This window comes from Vibrio kyushuensis, assembly GCF_050337325.1.
In the GTDB taxonomy this organism is placed as follows: Bacteria; Pseudomonadota; Gammaproteobacteria; order Enterobacterales; family Vibrionaceae; genus Vibrio; species Vibrio kyushuensis.
Genome location: NZ_JAKJSV010000005.1, coordinates 136,198 through 155,480, shown reverse-complemented (window position 1 = coordinate 155,480; position 19,283 = coordinate 136,198). Strand labels below are relative to the sequence as shown.

Below are 19,283 nucleotides of genomic sequence, written 5' to 3'. Positions count from 1 at the left end.
GTTCCTATTACTTAAATCTGTATGTGCCGTTTAAGAACACCTGACGAGGTTGAACCGCGTAAGTAAAGTGCTCTGATTTATCCTCTAAATAGGTATCAAACAAGTTTGAAACACCCATAGAGAAATCCATACTGTTTAATTGGTAGTTAGCCGCTACGTTATAAACTTGGTAAGAAGGTAGGTCGTTATCTTCATACGTTTGTGCACCCGTATGGTTTACACTAACCTGCGTCGTTAAGCTCTCTGTTGTTTGCCAGTTTAGAGCGGCGTAGGCTTGCGACTCAGGCTTACTATCAATGGTTTTACCGTTCTCTTTATCGGTAGCATCAAGGAGCGTTAAATTCATATTCACAAAGAAATCTTGTGACAAGGTCACATTACCAAACCACTCTAGTCCTTTAAGTTCAGCTTGTGCAACATTTCGATATTCATACATGGTTTCCCCAGCAACTGGGCGGCCACACGACGTCACACACGTTGTTTCTATCAAGTTTTCGACATCATTATGAAACAGGGTAACGCCACTACGCCAACTTTCTGCACTGTATTCAGCTGAGATTTCATAGGACTGATTCACCTCAGGTTTTAAATCCGCATTACCGCGAATGTCGAACGGGCGACCATTGCCTACATTGACGTACTCGGGTGAGAGTTGCTTAATGGTTGGCGCTTTAAACCCTTCACCGTAACCACCTTTAATCACCCAGTTTTCGCTCGGTGTATAAACAATATACGCTCGGGGAGAAGTGTGACCACCAAACTCTGAATGATCGTCGTAGCGCATACCTAGTAATAAAGACACGTCTTCGCTTAACAAAATGTCATCTTGCAAGAACAAAGCACTTTGAGACGCAGACCCTTTACCTGAACTCAGATCTTGGCTAGCAAGACGCTGCTCACTCCATTGCACCCCCACCGTCACTTGGTGGTTATCACCTGCAAAGAACTGTGCATATCCATCCACAATATCTTCGTCAACATCGTTGCTTGTATTCGGTGTTCCTACGTTTTTACTGTTACTTTGAGATACTCTTGAGCCATAAACACGTAGCTGAGTATCCGCAAAATCCCAGTAACCCGAGTGTGTGAGCCCAAAATCAAGGGTGTCATAGACATTAGTGCTACGAGTATTAAGCCCCTTACCATCGCCACTCGTTGGTACGTAGTCATACCACGTTTCACTTTCACCGATTCGAATTGAAGCCTCTAACTCCTGCTGGTCCGATAGAATGCTAGTGAGTTGAGCGTCAACAAACTTATTACGGTTGCCAGCAATATCCGTCTCATTTTCATGATAACGACTTTCAACTAGCCCCTGATAAGACTGCCCTGCTGTCAGTTTTAAATACAATTTATCGTCAATAATCGCACCTGACGTCGACGCTTCTAAATTGCTGGTATTCCCGTGTTCATCAATCAACGTCGAGCCACCTGCACGAACACTGCCTCGCCAATCATTGCCAACAGGTTTTGTGATTACATTAACCACCCCACCCAACGCATCTGAGCCATAAAGCGCAGACATTGGGCCTTTAATCACTTCGATACGCTCAATGTCGGACACGGGAATATTTTCCAGTTCTACATTGGAATGCCCCATCATATCTGAAGCCCCGGTAGTGCGTCGGCCGTTAATCAAAATTAAGCTTTGAGAAGAATCCATGCCTCGGATCTCGATGCCCTTTTTCCCTTGTCCAAGATCGGCAATATACACACCTGAAGTCGCGACAAGAGCATCGCTCAAATTGTTGTATGGCATTAATGCCAAATCTTCTTGTGTGATTACTGACACACTGGCTGGCACCTCTGAAACAGATTTTTGATAAGAGGTGGCGGTGACAACCATGTGTTCATCGTGAGTCTCAGCAGCGTACGCTTGACTGACCGTTAGAAGAAATGCACCGATTGGTACCGTTGAGAAGTTGTTCTTAGTCTTAATAAGCATATAAACCACGCTAGGCTCTATTGGTTGTGTTATAACGTAACAATTCAATCGGAAGGATGTTATAACATAACAATATTATTTCAACTGAAATTTTATAATTATTATTATTAATACAAAAACGAAGCGCGGTATGTTCTTACCAATTGGATTATCTTTATTAAGATTTTTTGTCGATAGGTATTGATACCAGTCGCATTGGAGTGACGGTCGAACACTGTGAAATAGATTTATCTCACAGAGAGCTCATTAGAAGCGAAAGCTATTTGGAGGAAATTGTTCCATTTACTACGTAGGGTAAGATTAATGTAAACATAGAAACGGCCTCAAACATGCATTTGAGACCGTTAGGGCTGATCATATTGAGCTTTAGATCTTAGCTTTTAGCAATAAGTACTATTTATATAAAGCACGTTCCGAGTTCAAACCTTTTAGCAGGCCAACGCACATTACTAAGATGACTAAGGTAAATGGTAACCCAGTCGTCACAACACCCGCTTGCAAGGCTTGCAGCGATTCAGTACCGCCAAGCCAAAGCATAACAGCAGCAATAACACCTTGAACTACTGCCCAGAAAATTCGCTGTGGCACTGGTGCATCAATCTTACCACCCGCCGTGATACTGTCGACGACGAGAGAAGCTGAGTCCGAACAGGTAATAAAGAAGATCAATACGAGTACAATCGACAGAACAGATAACACATCGCCATACGCCATCGCATCAAATACGTGGAATAAAGATAGAGATATGTCAGTCAAGCCATTCGTACCTAACTCACCGACTTGATTAATAACTTGATCGATAGCAATGCCACCAAACGTCGCCATCCATACCAAAGTCACGAGCGTAGGAATAAAGATCACAGCACATAAAAATTCACGGACCGTACGACCTTTAGAGATACGCGCAATGAACATACCAACGAATGGACCTAACGAGATCCACCAAGCAAAGTAAAATATTGTCCAACCTTGCATCCACGCCACATCGCCACGGTCGTGTGGATTACTCAGAGCAACAAAGTTTTCCGCGTAAGCGACAAAGGTTTCAGGAATCGACACTGAAATTACATCAAAACTAACAATCAGCATGAATGCCAGTAATGAGAAGGCAAGTATCATATTGATATTGCTCAATACTTTTACACCGCCGTTAATTCCTCGAATAACAGAGACAATGGCAATTAATGTCACGAGTACAATAACCATCAGCTGTAAGCCAATGCCACTTTCAATACCAAAGACATGATTGATACCCGCCGCAGCTTGCTGTGCGCCAAGGCCAAGAGAAGTTGCGAGCGAGAATAACGTCGCAAGAACCGCCATGATATCAATGATGTGACCGGGCCAACCCCATGTTCTATTGCCAATTATTGGGTAAAAAACCGACCGCATGGATAACGGCAAGCCTTTATTGTAAGAAAAGAACGCCAGAGCCAGTCCTACAACGCCGTAAACAGCCCAACCATGGAGACCCCAGTTATACACCGTGGCAGCCAGTGCTAATGATTTTGCTTCTTCGGTAAATGGCTCTACATTTAGCGGTGTTCCCCACCAGTTCGTAAAGTAAGCCGTTGGTTCAGCAACTCCCCAAAACAAGAGGCCAATACCCATTCCTGCTGCGAACAACATTGTTACCCACGATAAGGTCGAGTGTTCAGTTTGTGCTTGCTTACCACCAATTCGGATTTTACCAAATGGCGATATAATCAACAGAAAAGTAAAAAGAACAAAGAAGTTTGTTGACCACATAATGAACACGTCAAATTGAGCCATAATGCCGTTACGAACACTGGTTAGTGTTGCGTTTGCAGTGGCGGGTTCAACGAGTAAAAGTGCAGATAAAAGAATGATAATCAGGGTGGCACTAATACCAAATACGGGATTATGTATGTCTACTCCCCACTTTTGGATATTATCCTGACCAACTTTGTAATCGGTGGTTCCGATACTGTATTTATTGGTTGAATAACATGAATCTATGGGATTGGGTTTAATTAGCGTACTACTCATAACTATTGTTTATGATTACTCTGAAATACTTTTTGATCGAAAAGTAAAAACGAAATACCTGTCACAAAATAATTGTAACAGATGTAAATATCGTGCGGAGACTAGCAATAACGGGGTGTAATATCAATTAAAGCTTGCTTTATTTTTCCTCGAACAGGTGTAAATCGCCGTCATTTCCATAATCACACCGAATGCAACAGCCAAAGCATGACACGATTTATAATGAATTATCACACGATAAAACAGCAACAATGTCGGGAATAAGTTCTTCCAGATCAGTGCTGATAAGTAATAGACGAGATCATCCGTATAGTGATGTTTCTAAAATGAACACCTAATAAAGACACACAAAAATGGCCTAGACAAATATCTAGGCCACTGTCGCTATTTTTTGAGAAATTAAAGTGCGAACTGAACGCGCCTTATTTTACTCTCTTGCCAGAACGTTGCTGCTCCTTCAACGCGAGCTTTTGCTGTTTACGTTGTTCAATTAAGTGACCCGCTTCGCCACCAACATGAGTTTCACCACGAGAATTTGAAAGCTGAACTTGTTTTTCACGTTCACGGAATCGTGCTTTTTGTTCATCACTATGCTTATCTACACACTTAGGGCAGCTCACACCTTTTTCAAAATACTCAGATTCTTGATCTTGCGCTGTGATTGGTAAACGACATGCGTTACAAACGTCATAGCCGCTCTTTTCAAGTTGGTGATTGACAGCCACACGACCGTCAAATACATAACAATCGCCTTCCCACATTGTCTCTTCTTCTGGCACTTCTTCTAAGTACTTAAGAATACCACCTTCAAGGTGATACACTTCGTCGAAGCCCTGCTCTTTCATGTAGGCGGTTGATTTTTCACAGCGAATACCGCCAGTACAAAACATAGCGACTTTCTTATGTTTGGCTGGGTCTAAATTGTCTGCAACGTATTGAGGGAATTCGCGGAACGTTTCCGTGTTTGGGTTCACGGCATTTTTGAAGGTGCCGATATCCACTTCGTAATCGTTTCGAGTATCAACTAGTAGCACTTCTGGATCCGAAATTAGATCATTCCAATCGCTTGGCTTCACATACGTTCCGACTACATTGAGAGGATCGATACCTTCGACACCCATGGTCACGATTTCTTTTTTCAATTTCACTTTAGTTCGATTGAAAGGCTGCTCTTCGTTGAACGACTCTTTATAAACAACATCGGCTAGGCGTGTATCTTGTTTGAACCATTTCAGTAATGCATCGATTGATTCACGCTTTCCTGCAACCGTACCGTTAATGCCTTCGCTCGCTAAAAGCAAAGTACCGCGGATATTATTAGCTTCAAGGAGATCAGTTAATGGTTGGCGAATTTCTTGGTAATCATTGAGCGTTACAAATTTATATAGCGCACATACAACATATTGAGACATGGTTTTTCCTTCTGCGAGCTGGAACGTAAATCCAGTGCGTGTCTTGGTAGACAGTTTAAAATCACGCGAAGTATAACGAAGCATAGACTCCACAAAAACCAACCAAAAACAGGGGTATTTAACATTACAACTAACAAGGTCTAGTAATGTTAATCAATATATAACCCAAGATCACTATAGGCGACTTGAAGAATTGATTTGCCTGATCCGACCAGTTAACATTGTGCTTACATTCCAATAACAGCGTTACATTATGCATATTGATAACCTACTCCAAAAAGCACAAGATTGCGCCAAAGGTCATTCGAGCATGACCTTCCCTGATAATTGGACGCAAGGAAGAACCGCGTTCGGTGGCATTTCAGCGGCACTTTTATACACGGCAATGAAAACCAAAGTGGCTGACGATCGCCCTTTACGCTCCCTCACCACAAACTTTGTGGGGCCTCTTATCGTTGATACGCCTTTCTCATTTGAAATTGAAGTACTGCGAGAAGGAAAAAACGCGTCACAGTTAACGGGAAGGATCATTCAAAACAATGAAGTTGCGGTCATCCAGCAAGCAAGCTTTGGTATCGAACGATTTTCTGAGGTTGAAGTCAGCAACACTAGTGAGCATGATTTGCGTGCACCCGACTCGCTTCCGCTTGTTCCAGTGATCCCCTCCGTCACACCAAACTTCATTAGCAATATTGATTTGGCAATTGATGAAGGCGCAATGCCGTACAGTGGTGCGACACTGTCACATTTGAAAGGATGGATGCGGTTTAAGAGCGAACCACTGATAATTGCAGATGCCCATTTAATTTGCTTGATTGATTCATGGCCCCCTGCGGTATTGCAAATGATGCAACAGCCAGCACCGGCCAGCACGATGATGTGGAACTTAGAATTTATTCATCCACATAAGCCCGTAGAACCGACTGATTGGTTCGCGTATAAAGCGGTCACAAGGCAAGCCGAAAATGGCTATGCACACTTAGAAGCAGACATCTGGAACAGTGCCGGAGATTTGATTGCGATTAGCCGCCAAAGTGTTGCGCTTTTCAGCTAGATAAATAAGCAATGCACTATAAGCGTTTGTAATTAGGATAACATGCAAACAAAACCGCCGAGATCGTTAGACGATCTCGGCGGTTTTTATTTCAATAGGCAGCAAAAGTGACGTCGAATGCCTATAGCATCAACAGGCTATGACGTAGCGAGTAACTTCTTCTGGTGTGCAAGATACTCGTTGTACGTACCTTGGAAGTTAACTAATTGCTTATCTTTAACGTCAATAATAGAGGTTGCAAGAGATGATACAAACTCACGGTCATGGCTAACGAAAATTAGCGTACCTTGGTACTCTTTCAACGCATTATTTAGCGCTTCAATGGCTTCCATATCCATGTGGTTGGTTGGCTCATCCATAATAAGGACGTTAACGTCTTGCATCATTAACTTACCAAACAACAGACGGTTCTTTTCTCCACCCGAACAGTTTTTCGCTTTCTTATTCGCATCATCAGCAGTAAACAACAGACGACCCAAAATACCACGAACCATCAAGTCATCATGTTTAGTGGTGCGCCATTGAGAGATCCAATCAAAGATGCTTAAATCGTTGTCAAAGTCAGCAGTACTGTCTTGTGGGCAATAACCAAAAGAGGCATTTTCAGACCATTTAACGACACCTTCATTTTGCTCTAACTCATTAACTAGGCAGCGTAATAGTGTTGTTTTGCCGACACCGTTTTCACCGATAACCGCTAAACGAGTCCCAGCTTCTAATAGTAAGTTGCCTTTTTCAAACAGCATGCCTTCTTCGAAGCCATGGCCTACATCTTTTAACTCTAACGCTAAACGGTGCAGCTTCTTACCTTCACCAAAATCAATGGATGGGCTGATACGGCTAGTCGATTTAACTTCGTCTAGTTTGATTTTATCCATCTTCTTCGCACGAGAACTTGCTTGTTTCGCTTTAGATGCATTCGCACCAAATCGGTTAACAAAGTCTTGCAGTTCGCTAATTTCAGCCGCTTTTTTAGCATTGCTTGAAAGTAGCTGTTCGCGAATAAGACCAGACGCTTCAAGGAAGTACTCATAGTTACCAGGGTAAATACGAAGCTCACCGTAATCGATATCTGCCATATGAGTACATACAGAATTCAAGAAGTGGCGATCGTGCGAGATGATAATCATTGTACATTTACGCTGATTAAGCTCTTCACCAAGCCAGTTAATGGTGTTGATGTCCAAGTTGTTGGTTGGTTCATCAAGTAGCAAGATATCTGGGTTAGCGAAAAGGGCTTGTGCTAGTAACACACGCAGCTTCCAACCGGGAGCAACTTGCTGCATCAAACCGAAATGGAACTCTTCTTCAATACCTGCTTGAATCAGGATATCGCCTGCACGCGCTTCTGCTGTGTAGCCATCCATCTCTGCAAATTCACTTTCAAGATCGGCCACTTTCATGCCGTCCTCTTCGCTCATTTCAGGCAGTGAATAGATGCGGTCACGCTCTTGTTTGATTTCCCAAAGTTTGCGGTCGCCCATAATTACAACATCAATAACGTTGTATTGCTCAAATGCGAACTGATCCTGACTCAATACACCCAGTTTCTCACCAGGAGTAATTGATACGTTACCTGAACTAGCAGCAAGTTCACCACTAAGAATCTTCATGAACGTTGATTTACCACATCCATTCGCGCCAATTAAGCCGTAACGGTTACCGTTACCAAACTTAGCTGAAATGTTTTCAAATAAAGGCTCGGCGCCAAATTGCATGGTGATGTTAGCAGTTGAAATCAATGAAGTATTCCTAGATGTTACGATTGGCTATCTACATTATCGGAGAGGCCAAATCGACTGAAATTAAAGAACGAATTTATAGGCGGCGAATTATACAGATTTATTGAACAAATGATAGATGTGAGAGCTAAGTCACAGACGGTATTTGGTGCTCTATATAACGAAATGTCTCTCTTTTTAACTCAAACTCTACAACAACGTGTAATACGGTGACCAAAACCTCTGACTAAGGTAGTGTTACCTTGAAACGTGAATCTTTGTATTTTCACCATAACGTAACCATTAATTCCCGCTATTGGGCGATAACATCAGAATGGAGTTCAGGATGAACAATAAGAGTAACGACTCAAAGGTATACAAGGGATCTTGCCTGTGTAGCGGCATCCAGTTTTCCGTCAGTGGTTTTGATAATAAAGCCGCTAATTGTCACTGTTCAATGTGCCGAAAATTTCATGGTTCCGCATTTGGGACATTAGTGGGTGTTAGAGGCCTCACTTGGCTTTCAGGCGAACACCTACTTAAAGAGTTCGTCGCGCCCAATGGAACAACCCGCACCTTCTGCATGGAATGCGGCTCTAGCTTAGGTTTTAGAGTGAAAGGTGCACCGATTGAGAAAATTGAGCTTGCCATCTCAACGCTCGACGATGATATCCCCGTCACCATTGATGCGCAGATTTACACGTCCTATAAGGCCGTCTGGAGTGCTCTGGATGAGAATTTAACGACCTTCGAAGAAGGACGAAAATAGCAAAAATAGATTTCTATTATTACTACGTTCGTTGTTAATAATTACTTCACAGATAATATAGATCTAGAGACTTAGAACTAGGTACATGGACAAGGCTTTATTCACTGAACTCGCAGAAAACAGATAGGAGACTCTTTATATGGAACATTCAAAATTTTTAAGCTATCTCGCTGATGAACTTCATCAATACCGCCAAATTGTTGATTCAAAAACAGAAGAAAAAAATGAAAAACGTCACTTCATTAATGGCTTAATGACAAGTGCTCGATTCTTTGGAATAAGCTATGAGTCTTTACAACACGTAATTGACAATCAGTTAAAACAACATATTAATGAACTCACCAACGCAGATACTGGTGAATTACTGGATGTACCCGCATTCATTAGACAGAAAATAACCCTAGATATTTAGATTAACCATTAAAACGAGAGCCTCCTTTGTTAGATATAAAAACCATCGGCCTTTTCTTTATCACTGCCATAGCCGAGATCATCGGCTGCTATCTTCCCTACCTCTGGTTACGAGAGGGAAAAAGTATTTGGCTACTCGTTCCAGCCGCACTCTGTTTGGCACTATTTGCTTGGTTGTTGTCACTGCACCCCACTGCTGCCGGACGTGTCTATGCCGCTTATGGAGGCGTATACATATTCGCCGCGATACTCTGGCTTTGGATGATTGATGGTATCCGCCCTACCGTTTGGGATTTTGTGGGCGCATCTGTCGCGATGCTCGGAATGGCCATCATCATGTTCGCACCAAGAAATGGTTAATTGCATTAATAATCAAGGAATAACCTATGTATGAATTTTTAGTTGGACTTGAAGTCACTGACAATGCTGTCTACACCCAGTATAGAGAAGCCATGAAACCGCTCTTAAGCTTTCATGGCGGTTCTTTTGGCTACGACTTCGTTGTTTCCGAAGTGCTACTGTCTCAAGTTGATGTTCCAATCAATCGTGTCTTTACCATCAACTTCCCAAATCAAGCTACGGCAGATGAATTTTTTTCCAATGATGAATATCTTCAAGTAAAAGAACGCTACTTTAACGAATCGGTACAAAATACGACCATCATTGCTAGTTATGAAAAAACGCCTAGCTAAATCTACACTACTCTGGCGCACTCAATTGAAATGTGTCCAAGCCCCCACAATGATCAAACTCCTTCTATAGTTATAAGTGCAAAGGCTATAGGAGAAAAATAATGAGCTTAATTGGTATCGTACAAAGTGGCTGGGAATCAGTGGGAGCCGGAAACTTCGATGAGTTAGTTGCGGATTATGTTGACGAGATGACTTTTGTCATGCCCGGACAAACAGATATTTTAGAGGGACGAGCAGATTTTCGTTCTGCGCTAAATAGTTTAGGTGAGATACTACCACCCGGCTTTGAAATTACCGGATTGCGTCACCTACAAGGAGGTAATGAAGTCGTCTCAATTGTTGAGTGGAAATCTAACAAGATTACCGCTTCTCAGCTAACGGTACTATTCAAATTCGAAAACGATAAGATATTTGAAGAGCGGTGGTTTATCGACACGAACCAGTGGGCGAACGCTTTTTAATCAAAATATCGTCACCCCAAGCAACAGGAACTAACGTTTTGCTAAACACGCTGACTGAACACTCTATTTCGTGTCCATATTGTAACGAAACGATAGATGTACTGGTTGATTCAAGCGACCTAGACCAAGGTTATATTGAAGATTGCCAAGTCTGTTGCCGCCCGATTACCTTTGTCATTACTGGACGGGAAAGTGAAGCATTTGTTGTCCGCGTATACTGCGAAGACGACGTGTTTTAAATTGGACGACAAATAAATGGAGCCACACTATGCCTATCGCGAACTGTTTCTATGCGCCAAGTCTAGACCTACAGATCAGTCAGTCATCGAGCATCATTGATCAGTGGGCAAACTATTCAGAGCAAGACGTCTCTTTAATGACCGTCAACTTTATTCGAACTGAACGTCAACACGGTAATGCATATTTTGTTATTGCAGAGCTATCTTTACCATCACAGTGGCCCCAAACATCCATATCCAAAATTCAATTAGGCCTAGCAAAGGCGTTAACAGAAACACTTTCGATTGAAGACCACCAAGTATTAGTAATGACTACGCTCATTGAGTCTGGCCTGATTGTCGAGAGTAGTCAGGAAATCAACTGGTAGCGCCTTTTCTATCTGTGCCCTCTTCCATAATTCTCAATTTGAAAACCAAACTGCATCTCACCACGGTTCTGACTTTACTAGGTGCTCAAGACAAGGGAAACCCAATACGCCACAACACACACAAACCAAGTAACCAATTGAAAAATGGAACAATAATATGCCGACCACTGCTACTGTCAAAAGTATCAATATTGGATCGATTTATGCCTATCGTTAATTATGCGTCTCTTTTAATAAGCGAAATAGTCAGGTTATTCAATTGTAGAACTAGGAGTCACTATGGAAGCCGTCGATCCACTCTTAATCGCATTCTTACCCAAAGACATTCGATCAATGTTTTTTCCCTACGCCAGTGTTCAGCTCGCCGCCTTGTTATTGAATTTAATCATCGGCTTTATCATGGCGAGTATTATCGGTTACCACTTTCGAAAATACGCTAGTGCCTTTTGTAATCGCCAAGACTTCTCCCGATTATTTCCTCTACTCATGTTAAGCGTCATATTAATCATAACCGTGGTTAAAGCATCGTTGGCACTGGCTTTAGGGCTGGTTGGGGCACTTTCCATTGTTCGATTTCGTACGCCAATTAAAGAGCCAGAAGAATTGCTCTACCTATTCTTAAACATTGTTATTGCCGTCGCTCTTGGGGCTGGCCAAACCCTCGCGGCTATCTTAGCTTGTACGGTCACGCTTTTGCTCGTGACCTTAGTTAAAAAGCGAGATAAGCATCATCAAACAGAGAATGGCTTGTTTCTTTCGCTCAATCACCACTGCGATGATGGTTATGAAGAGACCCTTCTCATCTCGGCGCTTAAGATTACATTACAGCAGCACGTTGACCGTATTGAATTACGTAGAATCGACATCTCTGACACTCAGTTTGATGCCACCTTTTTCATTTCAATCAGTGATGAGCTACAAATCGATCAGTTTATTAACGCATTGAAACGTGAATATCCGGGTATCAATATCTCATTGTTAGAACAGCATAATATTGCAGGGGTATAACCATGCAGCTGTATAGCAAAAAAAGCTCATCCACTTTGCGCGAGAAACATATTTATGCGCTGTGTCTATTGCTATTGCTGATACTCATTTTCCCAACTGGCAATGCTGTGAAAAGCTACTTAATCGACAAAGGCTTCATGTCACACCACACCGAGACCCAAGATAAAGCCTTACAATTGGCAAAGAGCATTGCTTTGGCTCCAACGCATTGGTATTTATCAAATAAAGATCTGCCGATTATAAAAATCGATATTAAATATCAAGCATGGCTAAAGCTAAAAGATGATCGCCAAACCGCGATGAACCAAGGTTTTATTCCTGACGTTAGAAACGAAGTTTCCGCCGTTATTTACTATGATGCAAACAAAATATCAGCGAAGGTTCGATTGCAGGGCGATATGCTCGATCACATCAACAAAACCAATCGATGGTCCTTGAAAGTGACACTGAGTAAGAAACAAGCCATATTTGAATCAAGACGATTTGCCCTAGTTGCTCCCAGTGTTCGCCTGAACCAAGGTTCGAGTCTGTTTTCTCAAAGCATGAAACTGGCTAATTTCGACATTATCTCGCCCAAACATATTCCCGTTAAGGTGGCATTAAACGGTGAGGACTGGGGAGTCATGTTATTTGAGCAAGGATTCAGTCAAGATTTGTTAGCTGTCAACAACCGCACTGAAGGTTTAATTATACGGCTTGATATGCACGCAGAAACCACCAATGAACGCGGGCAAATTCACCGTGTATTAAAACCACGCGTTCTGCAACGTAAAACCGTTCTAGGTAATCACTCGCTTTCCAATCAAAGACAGTTGTCTCTGGCGCTTCTTAATGAGTTTTTGGATGGACACCGTGCTGCTAGCGACGTGTTTGACGCCAAACGACTGGGGCAATACCTTGCTACTGTCGACTTATGGGGCGCATGGCACGCGCTTACATGGAACAATTGGCGTTGGTACTACAATCCGCATACCGCCAAACTAGAACCAATCCAAAGTGATGTGGCCGTCACCCCTGCATCGCATATCTGGTTGATGCGCCCCCCTAGCCATACGTTTGAGCTCAGTAATACCATGTTAAGTGACCCACAAGTTAGAGCCCATTACGAAGAGGCGAAAGAAACGCTAATGTCTAAATTACATTCGACATTAATTCCTAACCTTAAAACATTTGAAGCCAACTTCAATCAACAGCTCCACTCTGATAGCCCACTGATCACCGCTTTCGATTACTCCATCATGGAGCGTCAAGCAAATTGCTGGCATATGGATTACCAAACATCAGAATGCCAATCCATTTCGCATATGGATCCGAATCTTCACAGACAGATGGATTCATTCACAGCAATAGCAAATTGGGATTTAGTCAGCCGCCTAAGCAGTCATGGCGGTAAGAAAGTTTGGACGGTCACCAATAATGACCAACTGCCCCTTTTAATAAAAGGGATTGAGGGCATCACTCAGTACGATGAAATCAACCCACTGGATGACCTAAATGATGAACTCCCTATAAAAATAATGCCGAATCAACAAACCGCTTTCACCTTGCCTAGCAGCATGGAATCCATCAATGTCTTTGCCGCTTTAGAAGGAAAAAAAGTCGCAAAATTTCAGTTCGTTAATAATCTTAAGCCACTGACTTTCGTCCCTAGGCCAAGCCCATCAACAACCAGTGCATTTCCTTATGATCATTTTATCGTTCGAGCCAAAGGACAATGGCAATTTAAACCTGGTAAGTGGAATATTGATACGTATCTCGTCACACCAGAAAATACCAAAGTTATTATACCCGCCGGTACTGAGCTGAACTTCAGTAAAAAAGCAGGGTTAATGATCTTTGGGTCTTTAGATGTGAATGGGACTAATGAGCATCCTGTGATCATGACCAAAACGGACGGTTCGACTAAATGGTCTGGATTGGCGGTTTTATCCAAAAACAAAGAGACAACACATTCCATATCACACCTGAAAATTAGCTTTGCTAGCAGCCCTAAACCTGGTCTTTGGCAGCCACGTGGGGCTTTCTATTTTGTTAATGGTTTCGTTCAAATGCAATCGGTCGACATTACCGATAATCAATCAGAAGACGGCTTAAATATTGTCAACGCACATGTCCTTATTCGAGGCCTTAATATAAAAAATGCACTTTCTGATGCCTTTGATTGTGATTTCTGCACAGGAGAGTTAATCAACAGCCAGTTTTATAACATTGGTTTTCGATCGGGTGGAGACGGCTTAGACGTAAGTGGTTCAACACTCGCACTCGCTGATGTCACCTTTGAAAAAGTGCGCGACAAAGCCATTTCGGCAGGTGAACGCAGTCAGTTAACCATTAAAAATGCGGTATTTAACGATGTAAATTTTGGCATCGTTGCTAAAGATGCCTCTTCCGTCGACGCAAAACATGTTACGGCCTCAAACGTTCAATACAAAGCGTTAATGAGTTACTCCAAAAAAAGGGTTTTTGGTTCGGCATCACTCAACGTGAGTCACTATCACTGTTCTGACACTGGGTGTGATGAGAAAAATGTGGCGGAGCTGGGAAGCCAACTGGTTGTTAATGGAATTGAAATTCAACAACAGAAACTGGACGTAAAAAAGATGTATAACACCGTAATGAAATCGGACAAACCAAGATGAACACAGAAGAGCAAGAGTACCGCTTTGAAGTTAAAATCCCAATCCCTCTGAACCGATTGCAGAGAGTACAAGCTTGGTTGATAAACAATGCAATATCTTTTCGCAAGCATCACGACGAAAGAGATGTGAATAGCCTCTATCTCGACACGCCATTACTCGCTCGCTATGAAGAGAACCTGAGTGGTATCAGCAATCGTAAAAAAGTAAGAATTCGCTGGTATGGTGACTTAACTGACGCAACTAACGCTAAGTTAGAGTTCAAGCATCGACGAGGCAGTAAGGGGTATAAGATACTTTATGATACTTCTCTTTCTCTTCTAGCGCCCAATTTTAGCTGGGCACAGCAACTTTTGAAAAGCCACCAACGCCTGCCAATGGATGGACAAATCCTCTGGGGCGCCGAACATACTCCCATCATCATTTGCCGTTATACACGTAAATACTACATCTCTCGCTGCAATAAGATACGTGCCACCATCGATTATAATATGACGGCATACGATCAACGTTATCACCACCGTGTCAATTTGGTTCGCCCTGTCTCACTCGGTGATTATGTTTTACTGGAGCTGAAAACCGACGCATGTAATGAACAAGCACTGAGTCAGTTAATCTCAACCTGCCCATTAAGGCCTTCACGTCACTCTAAATACGTAAATAGTATCCGTAACCTAACTTGGTTGTAGTGAAGATAAACACCCTACTTTGCGCTTACCTGTACCTTCCCTTAGCAACGCTTAATGCTCGAAAGTCGATATAAATTCTTCTAACAATAGCGTAACAAATGTGTGTACTATAGCTAGTAGAAAGCGCAACATGATGTCGACGTTTAAGGAATAACGGACGCTATGATCACAATCGAAAAACTGCATGAATCGCATTTTGATACCGTACGAACTATTACGCTTGCCGACGATCAAATCAAGTTTGCTGGTACGGCCGATGATTTCTTAACACAAGAGAGTGATACTACCCACCTCCATATCATCAAAGATCAAGATGCTATTGTTGGCTTTTTTAAATTGGATACTGCCTACTCCTCTACCTACGACTTTTGCCCTGAAAGTGGACTAGGTTTAAGAGCCTTTGTTATTGATAATAAACAACAAGGAAAAGGAATCGGCACCAAAGTGGTGACTGCTCTATTCCCATACTTGAAAAACCACTACGCTTCGTTTGACTCCATTTACTTAACGGTAAATTGTAAAAACCCGAACGCAAAAGCGTGTTACCTAAAAGGTGGTTTCGAAGATACAGAAAAACAATACCTTGGCGGTGCTGCTGGCCCTCAAACCATCATGCGTGGTCGACTTAAACCTTAAGTAGTACAAGGGAGTCTACCAACAAATATTCCAATCAATTTTTCAACTCATACAAGGAAGTAAACATGAATAAATTGCTAACAGGTAGCTGCTGTTGTGGCAGTGTTGAATACACTTTAGAAGACGACTTTAAGCTATTCTTTTTTTGCCATTGTCAGCAGTGTCGAAAGCTCACAGGATCCGCTCACGCTTCTAACCTGTTTACTTCCCCAGACAATATCACTTGGGTCAAAGGCGGCGATAAAACTAAACGATACGAACACTCAGAGCGCTCATTCGCTAAAGTCTTTTGTACGGAGTGCGGCTCTGGTCTTCCGTATATCTCTAAAACAGGAAAATTCCTCATTGTTCCTGCAGGAAGTTTAAATGAAGAACCGTCTAAACAACTGGACGCTCAAATATTTTGTGCCGAGAAAACCGACTGGCATAAGGTTGGGTTACAAGCCGTAACAGTCGATGGCTTTCCAAACCCAAAATAACGGAGACGAGCATGCTAAAAAAAAACAATACCGGACTTATCATCATCGATGTACAAGGCAAGCTTGCTCACTCCGTTGATGAGAGCGATACCTTGATTGCAAACTGCGCCATACTGGTTAAAGGCGCATTGGCTTTGAAGCTTCCTATTATCTGGGCGGAACAAATTCCAGAAAAGCTCGGCACTACTGTTGATGAAATCAGCTCTCTACTGCCCGACCACCAGCCCATCGACAAATTTACATTCAGTGCGTGTGATGAGCCCCGCTTCTTAGACGCGATAAAAAGCGCAGGTGTCGATTCGTTCTTAATTTGTGGTATCGAAGCGCACATTTGCGTTTACCAAACGGCTGCCATGCTAAAAGAGATGGGATTTAATGTTGAAGTGGTGACCGATTGTGTTTCTTCTAGAGCGCCTGAAAACAAATCGTTAGCCATCAATAAATTAAATAACTTAGGCGTGCAATCGACAGGGCTAGAGATGTGCTTTTATGAACTGGTAAAAGACAGCCGATCTAGCGAGTTTAAACCGATACTTAACCTAATCAAATAGAGGTTTCTCATGATCCCACTCAGTACATCCATTGTTTCTGGTGTCGCTATTTCGAACATTGATGGCGTCACTAAGATCCTTTTAATGAAACGTACCAAAGGGGGCTATTGGTGCCATGTTGCGGGATCGATCGAAGGTGAAGAAAATGGATGGGAAGCCATCATTCGAGAGTTCAAAGAAGAGACCAATATCGACGTACAGTGCTTGTACAACGGGCACTTCATCGACCGATTTTACGAACCGCACGTAAACGTGATGCAATTGATTCCAGTCTTCGCGGTTTACTGCTCTGATAACCAAATAGTTGAATTGAACGAAGAGCACACCGAATATAAGTGGTGCTCACTGGAGGAAGCCATTGAGCTTACCCCCTACCCGGGTCAACACGATGTTTATCAGCACGTATGGTCTTACTTTGTAGACAAAGAGCCAAACGAGCGATTAAAAATAGAACTCGGTTGATTGATGTGGCAATTTAAAATTTGTACTTTGCCTTACCAAAGCAACACAGCTTAAATGGGCGTTATTAACAAAAATGGCGTATTAACAAGGAGGTAAGATGTTTCCATTAGAAGTATTTATCGCGTATACGTTGGCTTGTCTTCTGTTGGTTATTTCCCCTGGTCCCGATAACCTGTTAGCAATTGGGCGCGGATTGAGCCAAGGAAAGCTCGCAGCCGTAGCATCCGGTGTCGCATCGGGGACAGGAATCCTGTTTCACGTATTCGCCGCAACGTTTGGGTTAACGCTTTTAATCCAAACCTCAGAATTGGCTTTTTATGTCGTTAAATCAATCGGCGCGCTTTACCTGCTTTGGCTTGGTATTAAGGTGCTACGTTCTAGAAATTTGTTCTCACTAGAGCCTGCTAAAAAACAGTCACTCAAAACCATCTTCTCAACAGGCTTTTTGTCTGCGGCGTTAAATCCAAAACCCGGTATGTTCGTGCTTGCCTTCATTCCTCAGTTTGTTGATCAGAATTTAGGTTCGGTCACCGTACAAATGATTGGTTATGGGGTGTGGTTTGCAATACTCACTGCAATTGGGTTTAGCTTAATGGGTGTTTTCTCATCGAAAATTTCAACATGGCTAACCAACAAGCCAAGACTAGTCTCTGGTATGAATATTGGTGCGGGAGTCACGTTTATATCGTCTGGATTAGCGGTTGCTTTTATGAAGCAACGTTAGCTTTCGTCATTACTGAGAAACTCGCATTACTAAGAAATAGACAACGACCTAAATACAGCGCTTTTTAATTGGAAGTGTTACTACGCCAATTCGGATTACTTACATCGATAACACTCTCACCGGTTTGCTCATCAAGCCGTAAGATTGCGTCCTGCATGACACTTTGAATGGCACTCGATATCCCATTGCAAAGCGCTAAACCTCTTGAGGTGTTTTGACAAACATAGAATACGTCTAACACTGATATCGGGTGATTAACATTATATTTAATCAAGTGTCCTCTAGGGTGTGCCTTAATGGCATTCATAGTGGACGTGTCATCTCCAATAATAACGTCGATGCGTCCCTTCAACAGTTTGTCTACATTAATATCATCGTTATCTGCGTATTCAATTTTTATTGCTTCATTGCCTACTATTTCCTCGCCATAGCTGTATCCTTCTACGGCGCCTACACTCATGTATTCCAAATCGCTGACTGCCATATTCATCGTATCTTCTAGCGAGTATAAAACGATTCTCTTTAACCATATGGGATCAGAGACAATCACATCTTCTCTATTTTTAGGTACGTTCTCCCAAAGCTCAGGAAAGTAAGCCAGCAACACATCGTTTTTAAATAATTTTTGGATTCGTTTGGTTGAATGGATCTTTGTCTCCACCTCTAACTCTGCTCGCAGCACGATCTCTTCATGTAAATCAAGAAATAAACCGCTACCGTCTTCCATCACTAAACCCGGGATATAATAGCTGCCAACGGTATAGGATTCGGCTTGTGAAGTAATGGGAACAAACAAGATAATGAATAAGATTAGATAACGCTTACTCCCATCAAAACTGAACCATTTACTTTCTTTCATCATCGCTCCAAGAAATTTGCACTCATAAAGTATCGTCTGCCAAAGTAAAAACGCAAGAAACGTAAAGCTGGTCTATATTGATTTTCGCCACAATTCAGCTTAGCCGAATAGCCCTGATGTTTTATGCAGTTTATTACCATAACCCATTGGCGACTGG

21 protein-coding genes are annotated in these 19,283 nt (G+C 42.4%); 16 read left to right on the top strand and 5 right to left on the bottom strand.

Features of this window, described 5'->3' with window-relative positions; genetic code table 11:
• Positions 1–7: 7 nt before the first annotated feature.
• The 3 genes from L4D20_RS12320 to trhO form a co-directional block, all read right to left on the bottom strand.
• On the bottom strand, positions 8–1,945 hold the full coding sequence (locus L4D20_RS12320) for a TonB-dependent receptor domain-containing protein (RefSeq protein ID WP_428801891.1): 1,938 nt from the start codon (positions 1,943–1,945) through the stop codon (positions 8–10).
• A 393-nt stretch (positions 1,946–2,338) separates the two neighbouring features.
• Positions 2,339–3,955, bottom strand: a complete 1,617-nt coding sequence (locus tag L4D20_RS12315) for a BCCT family transporter (protein WP_428801890.1) — start codon at positions 3,953–3,955, stop codon at positions 2,339–2,341.
• Between the two features lie 422 nt (positions 3,956–4,377).
• A complete protein-coding gene (trhO, locus tag L4D20_RS12310; RefSeq protein WP_428801889.1) occupies positions 4,378–5,367 on the bottom strand; it encodes an oxygen-dependent tRNA uridine(34) hydroxylase TrhO in 990 nt (329 codons plus the stop codon).
• 253 nt (positions 5,368–5,620) lie between these two features.
• Here trhO and L4D20_RS12305 point away from each other — a divergent pair, with 253 nt between their 5' ends.
• On the top strand, positions 5,621–6,421 hold the full coding sequence (locus L4D20_RS12305) for an acyl-CoA thioesterase (RefSeq protein ID WP_428801888.1): 801 nt from the start codon (positions 5,621–5,623) through the stop codon (positions 6,419–6,421).
• 137 nt (positions 6,422–6,558) lie between these two features.
• On the opposite strand, the gene L4D20_RS12300 is transcribed toward L4D20_RS12305, so the two are convergent.
• Complete coding sequence (locus L4D20_RS12300; protein ID WP_428801887.1) at positions 6,559–8,163, bottom strand: ABC-F family ATPase; 1,605 nt, start codon at positions 8,161–8,163, stop codon at positions 6,559–6,561.
• 325 nt (positions 8,164–8,488) lie between these two features.
• Between L4D20_RS12300 and L4D20_RS12295 the strand changes: the two genes are divergently transcribed.
• The 15 genes from L4D20_RS12295 (at position 8,489) to L4D20_RS12225 (ending at position 18,267) form a co-directional block, all read left to right on the top strand.
• Entirely contained in the window at positions 8,489–8,911 is a 423-nt protein-coding gene (locus tag L4D20_RS12295; protein ID WP_428801886.1) for a GFA family protein, read from the top strand.
• A gap of 139 nt (positions 8,912–9,050) precedes the next feature.
• Positions 9,051–9,323 (top strand): hypothetical protein, encoded by a 273-nt coding sequence (locus tag L4D20_RS12290; protein ID WP_428801885.1) that lies wholly within the window; start codon positions 9,051–9,053, stop codon positions 9,321–9,323.
• Positions 9,324–9,349: 26 nt separating this feature from the next.
• On the top strand, positions 9,350–9,682 hold the full coding sequence (locus L4D20_RS12285) for a YnfA family protein (protein ID WP_428801884.1): 333 nt from the start codon (positions 9,350–9,352) through the stop codon (positions 9,680–9,682).
• A gap of 26 nt (positions 9,683–9,708) precedes the next feature.
• The gene (locus L4D20_RS12280) at positions 9,709–10,014 is read left to right on the top strand and encodes a DUF1330 domain-containing protein (RefSeq protein WP_428801883.1); all 306 of its coding nucleotides are present in this window, start codon (positions 9,709–9,711) and stop codon (positions 10,012–10,014) included.
• A gap of 101 nt (positions 10,015–10,115) precedes the next feature.
• Positions 10,116–10,475 carry a nuclear transport factor 2 family protein gene (locus tag L4D20_RS12275; RefSeq protein ID WP_428801882.1) on the top strand — a complete coding sequence of 120 codons (360 nt, stop codon included), beginning with the start codon at positions 10,116–10,118 and terminating at the stop codon, positions 10,473–10,475.
• A gap of 38 nt (positions 10,476–10,513) precedes the next feature.
• A complete protein-coding gene (locus L4D20_RS12270) occupies positions 10,514–10,714 on the top strand; it encodes a CPXCG motif-containing cysteine-rich protein (protein ID WP_428801881.1) in 201 nt (66 codons plus the stop codon).
• Between the two features lie 29 nt (positions 10,715–10,743).
• Positions 10,744–11,082 carry a hypothetical protein gene (locus L4D20_RS12265; RefSeq protein WP_428801880.1) on the top strand — a complete coding sequence of 113 codons (339 nt, stop codon included), beginning with the start codon at positions 10,744–10,746 and terminating at the stop codon, positions 11,080–11,082.
• Between the two features lie 279 nt (positions 11,083–11,361).
• Positions 11,362–12,090 carry a DUF4956 domain-containing protein gene (locus L4D20_RS12260; protein WP_428801879.1) on the top strand — a complete coding sequence of 243 codons (729 nt, stop codon included), beginning with the start codon at positions 11,362–11,364 and terminating at the stop codon, positions 12,088–12,090.
• A 2-nt stretch (positions 12,091–12,092) separates the two neighbouring features.
• On the top strand, positions 12,093–14,729 hold the full coding sequence (locus tag L4D20_RS12255; RefSeq protein ID WP_428801878.1) for a CotH family protein: 2,637 nt from the start codon (positions 12,093–12,095) through the stop codon (positions 14,727–14,729).
• Positions 14,726–15,415 carry a polyphosphate polymerase domain-containing protein gene (locus tag L4D20_RS12250; RefSeq protein WP_428801877.1) on the top strand — a complete coding sequence of 230 codons (690 nt, stop codon included), beginning with the start codon at positions 14,726–14,728 and terminating at the stop codon, positions 15,413–15,415. The genes L4D20_RS12255 and L4D20_RS12250 overlap by 4 nt, the downstream gene beginning before the upstream one ends.
• A gap of 162 nt (positions 15,416–15,577) precedes the next feature.
• Positions 15,578–16,051, top strand: a complete 474-nt coding sequence (locus L4D20_RS12245) for a GNAT family N-acetyltransferase (protein ID WP_428801876.1) — start codon at positions 15,578–15,580, stop codon at positions 16,049–16,051.
• 65 nt (positions 16,052–16,116) lie between these two features.
• Positions 16,117–16,530 (top strand): GFA family protein, encoded by a 414-nt coding sequence (locus tag L4D20_RS12240; protein ID WP_428801875.1) that lies wholly within the window; start codon positions 16,117–16,119, stop codon positions 16,528–16,530.
• 11 nt (positions 16,531–16,541) lie between these two features.
• Positions 16,542–17,081, top strand: coding sequence for a hydrolase (locus L4D20_RS12235; protein WP_428801874.1), 540 nt, complete (start codon positions 16,542–16,544; stop codon positions 17,079–17,081).
• Between the two features lie 9 nt (positions 17,082–17,090).
• Positions 17,091–17,543, top strand: coding sequence for an NUDIX hydrolase (locus L4D20_RS12230; RefSeq protein WP_428801873.1), 453 nt, complete (start codon positions 17,091–17,093; stop codon positions 17,541–17,543).
• A gap of 97 nt (positions 17,544–17,640) precedes the next feature.
• Positions 17,641–18,267, top strand: coding sequence for a LysE family translocator (locus tag L4D20_RS12225; RefSeq protein ID WP_428801872.1), 627 nt, complete (start codon positions 17,641–17,643; stop codon positions 18,265–18,267).
• A 64-nt stretch (positions 18,268–18,331) separates the two neighbouring features.
• Here L4D20_RS12225 and L4D20_RS12220 read toward each other — a convergent pair whose 3' ends face one another.
• On the bottom strand, positions 18,332–19,126 hold the full coding sequence (locus L4D20_RS12220; RefSeq protein ID WP_428801871.1) for a substrate-binding periplasmic protein: 795 nt from the start codon (positions 19,124–19,126) through the stop codon (positions 18,332–18,334).
• Positions 19,127–19,283 lie beyond the last annotated feature (157 nt).